The organism is Mesorhizobium sp. M7A.F.Ca.CA.001.04.2.1 (genome assembly GCF_003998485.1).
Taxonomy (GTDB): domain Bacteria; phylum Pseudomonadota; class Alphaproteobacteria; order Rhizobiales; family Rhizobiaceae; genus Mesorhizobium; species Mesorhizobium ciceri.
This window is the reverse complement of sequence record NZ_RZQT01000228.1, coordinates 1-5,138: the sequence shown is the minus strand read 5'-3', so window position 1 is coordinate 5,138 and position 5,138 is coordinate 1. Positions and strand designations below refer to the sequence as shown.

The 5,138-nt window shown below is 63.6% G+C and carries 5 protein-coding genes; 2 read left to right on the top strand and 3 right to left on the bottom strand.

Translation table 11 applies throughout. The features are described 5' to 3' along the window. The coding region (locus EN955_RS33580) for a proline dehydrogenase family protein (protein WP_206523772.1) at window positions 1-1,671 on the bottom strand (1,671 nt) is incomplete at its 3' end. A gap of 163 nt (window positions 1,672-1,834) precedes the next feature. Between EN955_RS33580 and EN955_RS33575 the strand changes: the two genes are divergently transcribed. Then, a complete protein-coding gene (locus EN955_RS33575; RefSeq protein ID WP_013531233.1) occupies window positions 1,835-2,287 on the top strand; it encodes an Lrp/AsnC ligand binding domain-containing protein in 453 nt (150 codons plus the stop codon). 1 nt (window position 2,288) lies between these two features. Here the strand turns inward: EN955_RS33575 and EN955_RS33570 are convergent, their stop codons facing one another. After that, complete coding sequence (locus EN955_RS33570; RefSeq protein ID WP_024503808.1) at window positions 2,289-3,488, bottom strand: cytochrome c peroxidase; 1,200 nt, start codon at window positions 3,486-3,488, stop codon at window positions 2,289-2,291. 7 nt (window positions 3,489-3,495) lie between these two features. Beyond that, window positions 3,496-3,945 (bottom strand): FixH family protein, encoded by a 450-nt coding sequence (locus EN955_RS33565; protein WP_024503807.1) that lies wholly within the window; start codon window positions 3,943-3,945, stop codon window positions 3,496-3,498. A 152-nt stretch (window positions 3,946-4,097) separates the two neighbouring features. Here EN955_RS33565 and EN955_RS33560 point away from each other — a divergent pair, with 152 nt between their 5' ends. Then, window positions 4,098-5,018, top strand: coding sequence for a sugar kinase (locus EN955_RS33560; protein ID WP_024503806.1), 921 nt, complete (start codon window positions 4,098-4,100; stop codon window positions 5,016-5,018). The last annotated feature ends 120 nt before the right edge of the window (window positions 5,019-5,138 follow it).

Sequence of the window (5,138 nt, the reverse complement as noted above, 5' to 3'; positions counted from 1 at the left end):
CTGCTTGCCATAGCCGGCGGCCCGCGTAATCGGCTTGGCATGCCAGCGATCCGGCCCGGCGAAGGCCGCCCTGGCCTTGTCGATCGCCGCCAGCGTCACCGTGTCGGTGATGTCGAATCCTTTCGAATTGCGACGCCCGGCTCCAAAAATCTGGGAAGGCCGGGCAATCGCCGGATTGACTGCCGGACCCTGGCTTTCGACCGTCTCGAGCGGATCGCGCGCAATGTCCTCCGGCTCGACATCCTCATCGGTCAGCTGGTGCACGAAGGAGGAGTTGGCGCCGTTCTCCAGCAGCCGGCGCACCAGATAGGCCAGTAGATCGGAATGCGCTCCGACCGGTGCATAGATACGGCAGCGCGTGCCTTCGGACCGTCGCACCGTCTCGTGCAGCGCCTCACCCATGCCGTGCAGGCGCTGGAACTCGAAGGCGTCGCGATTGTCAGCCATCGACAGAATGGCGGCGACGGTATGGGCGTTGTGGGTGGCGAACTGCGGGTAGATGCGGTCGGTCATGCCAAGCAGCTTCTTGGCGCAAGCCATGTAGGAGACGTCGGTGTTGGCCTTGCGGGTGAAGACGGGATAGCCGGTGAGTCCCAACGTCTGCCCCCGCTTGATCTCGGTGTCCCAATAGGCGCCCTTGACCAGCCGAACCATGATGTTGCGGTCGTATTTCTTGGCCAGCGCATAGAGCCAGTCGATGGCGAAGGCCGCGCGTGGCCCATACGCCTGCACCACCACGCCAAACCCGTTCCAGCCGGCGAGCTCTGGCTCGGCCAGCACCCGCTCGATGACGTCGAGCGACAGATCGAGGCGGTCAGCCTCCTCGGCGTCGATGTTGAGACCCATGCGCGAGTGGCGCGCGGCCAGCGCCAGCGACAAGAGCCGCTCAGCCATCACAGGCAGCATCTCGTCCTTCTGCGCCACCTCGTAACGCGGATGCAGTGCCGAAAGCTTGACCGAGATGCCGTGGTTCTGCCTGATATCAGGACCGTTGGAGCCGGAATCGAGCGACGAAATCGCGTCGGCATAGGCCTTGTGATAGCGCAAGGCGTCGGCCTCGGTGCGGGCCGCCTCGCCCAGCATGTCGAAGGAATAGAGATAACCCTTTTGGGTCATCGGCCGGCCGCGCTTGACGGCTTCAGTGATGGTGCGGCCGAGCACGAACTGCTCGCCCATCTCGCGCATGGCGGCGGCCACCGCCTTGCGGATGACCGGCTCGCCCAGCCGCCGCACCATAGAACGCAGCGTGCCCTCGATGCCGCCCTCGCCTTCGTCGAGGACGCGGCCGGTCAGCATCAGCGCCCAGGTCGAGGCGTTGACGAAGATGGAGCTCGAACCGCCCGAATGCGCCGACCAGTCGTGCGGCGCGATCTTGTCGGCGATGAGGTCGTCCATCGTCTCGGTATCGGGCACGCGCAGCAGTGCCTCGGCCAGGCACATCAGCGCCACGCCTTCCTTGGTGGAGAGACCGTAAGCGGAGAGGAAGACTTCCATCAGCCTTGGATCCGACGAACCGCGCACCGCGCGCACCAGATCGGCGGCACGAGCCGAGATCGCCTTGCGGTCTTTCCCGGAGAGCCCCGTCGCCTCGGCAAGCCGCTTCACGGCCTCGTCTTCGTCGGGCAGGTAGTTGGCGCGGATCTGCTGGCGGATGGCATCGAGCGCTGGCATGGCGGTCCCGTGGATCGAGCAAAGGGGATCGGGCCGGCGGTCACCGGACCGAATGGCGCAAGCTAGCACAAGTGCAAAATTTCGGCCGGTCCAAAGAAATCGACACTGTAGGTCATTCGATCTATCCTAGCGGCATATAACTGACATTTGGACTGCAATTTCGATGACAGAAGACCAATTGGACCGCATAGATCGGAATATCCTGGCCGCACTTGCAAGCGATGGCCGGCTTTCCATGTCAGAACTAGCCGCGAAGGTCGGCCTGTCGAAGACGCCGGTGCAGGCGCGGGTGAAGCGGCTTGAGAAGGACGGCTATATCAGAGGCTACCAGGCGATCGTCGACCGCGAGCGCATGGGCGAAGGCCATGTCGCATTCGTCCAGGTGAAATTGTCCGACACCAGATCCGCCGCGCTCGACGCCTTCAACCGGTCCGTACAGGCTGTGCCGGAGATCGAACAGTGCCACATGATGGCATCGAGCTTCGATTATCTGCTGAAAGTCCGCACCAGGGACATCGCCGCCTACCGCCGCGTCCTCGGCGAGCGCATCTCGGCCCTGCCCCATGTCGCCCAGACCTCGACCTTTGTGGCGATGGAGACCGTGAAGGATCGGTAGATCACTCCGAAAGCGTCTTCAAGAACGCCACCAGAGCAGCGCGTTCTCGGTCTGAAAGCTCCAACGGGTGAACCTCTGATACCCCTTCGACGCTGGGCGCGGCCTTCGCATAGTGCGCCACGACCTCGTCGAGCGACGAAAACTGCCCGGCATGCATATAGGGCGGTCGCGTTGCCGCACCGCGCAGAGACGGCGTCTTGTAGGCGCGGATGAGTTGTGGCGCATTCTTGACCATGAAGCGCAGTTCGCCGCAGGCGGCAACGTCGCCGTCCCGATAGGCGCCAAGGCAGTTGAACGGGTCGGCCTCGACTTGGTGCACGGCATCGATGCGGCCGCGATCCGGCGGCAGGCCCGCAACAGGCGGCACGCCGGTGTTGTGAAAGCTGTTGTCGGTGAAGCGCGGGCCGTTGTGACAGGTCACGCAATTGGCCTTGCCGATGAACAGTTTAAGCCCAAGGATTTCTTGTTTGGAAAAGACAGCATCGCCCTTCGGCTCGGCACCGGTGGCGAGGTCCAGCGCAAAGCGGTCGAAGCGCGCTGGCGTGGGCGCGATCGAGCGTTCGAAGGCGGCAATCGCCTTGCCGATATTGACGAAGACACCGTTGATGGCGTCGCGCTGCGCGCTGCTCATGGCATTCCAGGCTGCTTTCTCGGCATCGTTTCCAAGTGGGCTGGCATTCAACGGCATGCCGGAAAAATCGGGCAGCGGCCCAAAAATGCGCTCATAGCGCTCGCCGAAGCGCGCCTTGATGTAATGCGCGTAGGCAGCGCGGTTTCCCGCCTGCTCCAGCGGATTTTCGAGCGGCGTCAACGCTTGCGCCCACAGGCTGTCGCGACGGCCATCCCAGAAGAACCAGGGATCGTGCGCCACGCCGGCCAGCGGCATGGTGCGCCGGTTGGCGTGGCCGACGCCGACCGCCTGCGGCAGGTCGTCCTGGAACTGGCGGTCGATTTTGTGGCAGGTCGAACAGGATACCGACCCGTCACCGCTCATGCCCTGATCGAAGAACAGCGTCGAGCCGAGTGCGGCGGCGGCCGGCACGTCGGCAAAACGATTGGTGGTGTCGGCCTTGAGCGCCGGCAGCGACGACAGCGCCAGCGAAGCGATAGTCTTCTTTTCTGCGTCGGAAAAATCAGGCTTGCCGCAGCCCACGAGGACGACGGCGACCATCAGCGTCAGAAAGCGGAAAAGGCGCTTCATCGATCGCTCACAGCACCACGTTGAACAGTACGGTATCGGAGCCGGCGCCGGATGAGATGGCGAAACGAAGTTGCCACCAGCCGCTCATGGTGAATTTCAGCCCCTCGATGCGGTAACGGCCTTCGCCCAGGTAATCGGTGACCTGCGGGCTGGTCGGCAGGCCGTGATTGTGTTGCGGCATGCCGCCGGAGATGGCGATCGCGGCGCGCTCCACCGAAGCCCCTGTCTTTGTTTTCAGGGTCAGCAGCCAGGATTCCAGTTCGCCCTGCCGCACCACGCCCCGTTCCGGCACGAAACTCGCCACGTACAGCCCGTTGTCGGTTTTCTTCGTCCGCGCGACATCCGGGCCGGCTGGCAGCGACGAACGCGGCGCCGTCAGGAAGACGACCGCGAGAATGCCGACCAGCAAGGCAGCCAGACCAAGACCCGCCAGAAGATAACGCCATATCGATGCCAAACCGGTTCCTCTTCTGCAGACAACGCTCTGCCGAACGGATCGCATCCCGCCAGCCTGTGGGAAAACGCTGTGGCGGAAAAAACCCTGCTTGCCAAGCATGGCGCTGCCGATGGCAAAAAGCTACAGCACCGGGAAGCACTGGAGGATTGTAGATGGCGGGAACCGGCGTCGCCTCGATCGGCGAATGCATGCTCGAACTGTCGGGCCAGACCGGACCGAACTGGCGCATGGGCTTTGCCGGCGACACGTTCAACACGCTGTGGGCGCTGCACGCGCTGAGCACTGAGCGGCCGGCAACCTATGTCTCGGCCTTCGGCGACGATCCGTTCTCGCAAGCCCAGATCGATTTCTTAGGCCAGAACGGCATCGGCATCGGCTCCAGCCCGATCATAGCGGGCGCACGGCCTGGCCTCTATGCCATCACGCTGACCGGGGCCGAGCGTTCCTTCACCTACTGGCGCGGCGACGCCGCCGCGCGGCAGCTCGCCTCAGACCCAGTTGCATTGTCGAAAAACCTGGTAAATCAGGCGCTTGTCTATTTTTCCGGAATCACTTTGGCAATTCTGGATGAGGCCGCGCGCGCCGTATTGCTGGCGGCCGTCGCCAAGGCGCGCTCGGCCGGTTCACTTGTCGCCTTCGATCCCAACTACCGGCCGCGGCTTTGGCGCAATCGCGAGGATGCACAGGCAGCGATCGTCGAAGCCCTTGCCGCCACCGACATCGCATTGCCGACTTTCCCCGACGAGCAGATGCTGTTTGGCGATGCAACACCGCAAGCGACCGCAGAGCGACTCAGGCAACTGGTTAGCGAGGTCGTCGTCAAGAACGGCGAGCAGCCCGCCCTGATTGCCCAAGGAGAAACACTACGCGAAGTCCCGGCGATCCATGTCGTTGCCCCCGCCGATACGACCGGCGCCGGCGATTCGTTCAACGGCGGCTATCTTGCGGCTCGTCTTGCCGGCCACGACCCGCAGGAAGCCGCGCGCCGTGCGCATCGTGTCGCCGCCGCCGTGGTGCAAGTGCGCGGCGCGCTGGCGCCGTTCGAGACGCTGCGGGCGGCTTTCGAAGGCTAGAGCGGTTCACGACTTGATGGAATCGTAGGGGATTCCCGATTTGTGAGTTTTGTGATTCAAGATGCTGGCTGGAGTGGAGGCCAGCATCTGATGACGCGACCTTTTTCCAATGATCTTCGC

Excerpts from the sequence above, each read along its gene's own strand:
- EN955_RS33575 (WP_013531233.1), top strand. The coding sequence starts at position 1,835 with ATGACAGAAGACCAATTGGACCGCATAGATCGGAATATCCTGGCCGCA.
- EN955_RS33570 (WP_024503808.1), bottom strand. The coding sequence starts at position 3,488 with ATGAAGCGCCTTTTCCGCTTTCTGACGCTGATGGTCGCCGTCGTCCTC.
- EN955_RS33560 (WP_024503806.1), top strand. The coding sequence starts at position 4,098 with ATGGCGGGAACCGGCGTCGCCTCGATCGGCGAATGCATGCTCGAACTG.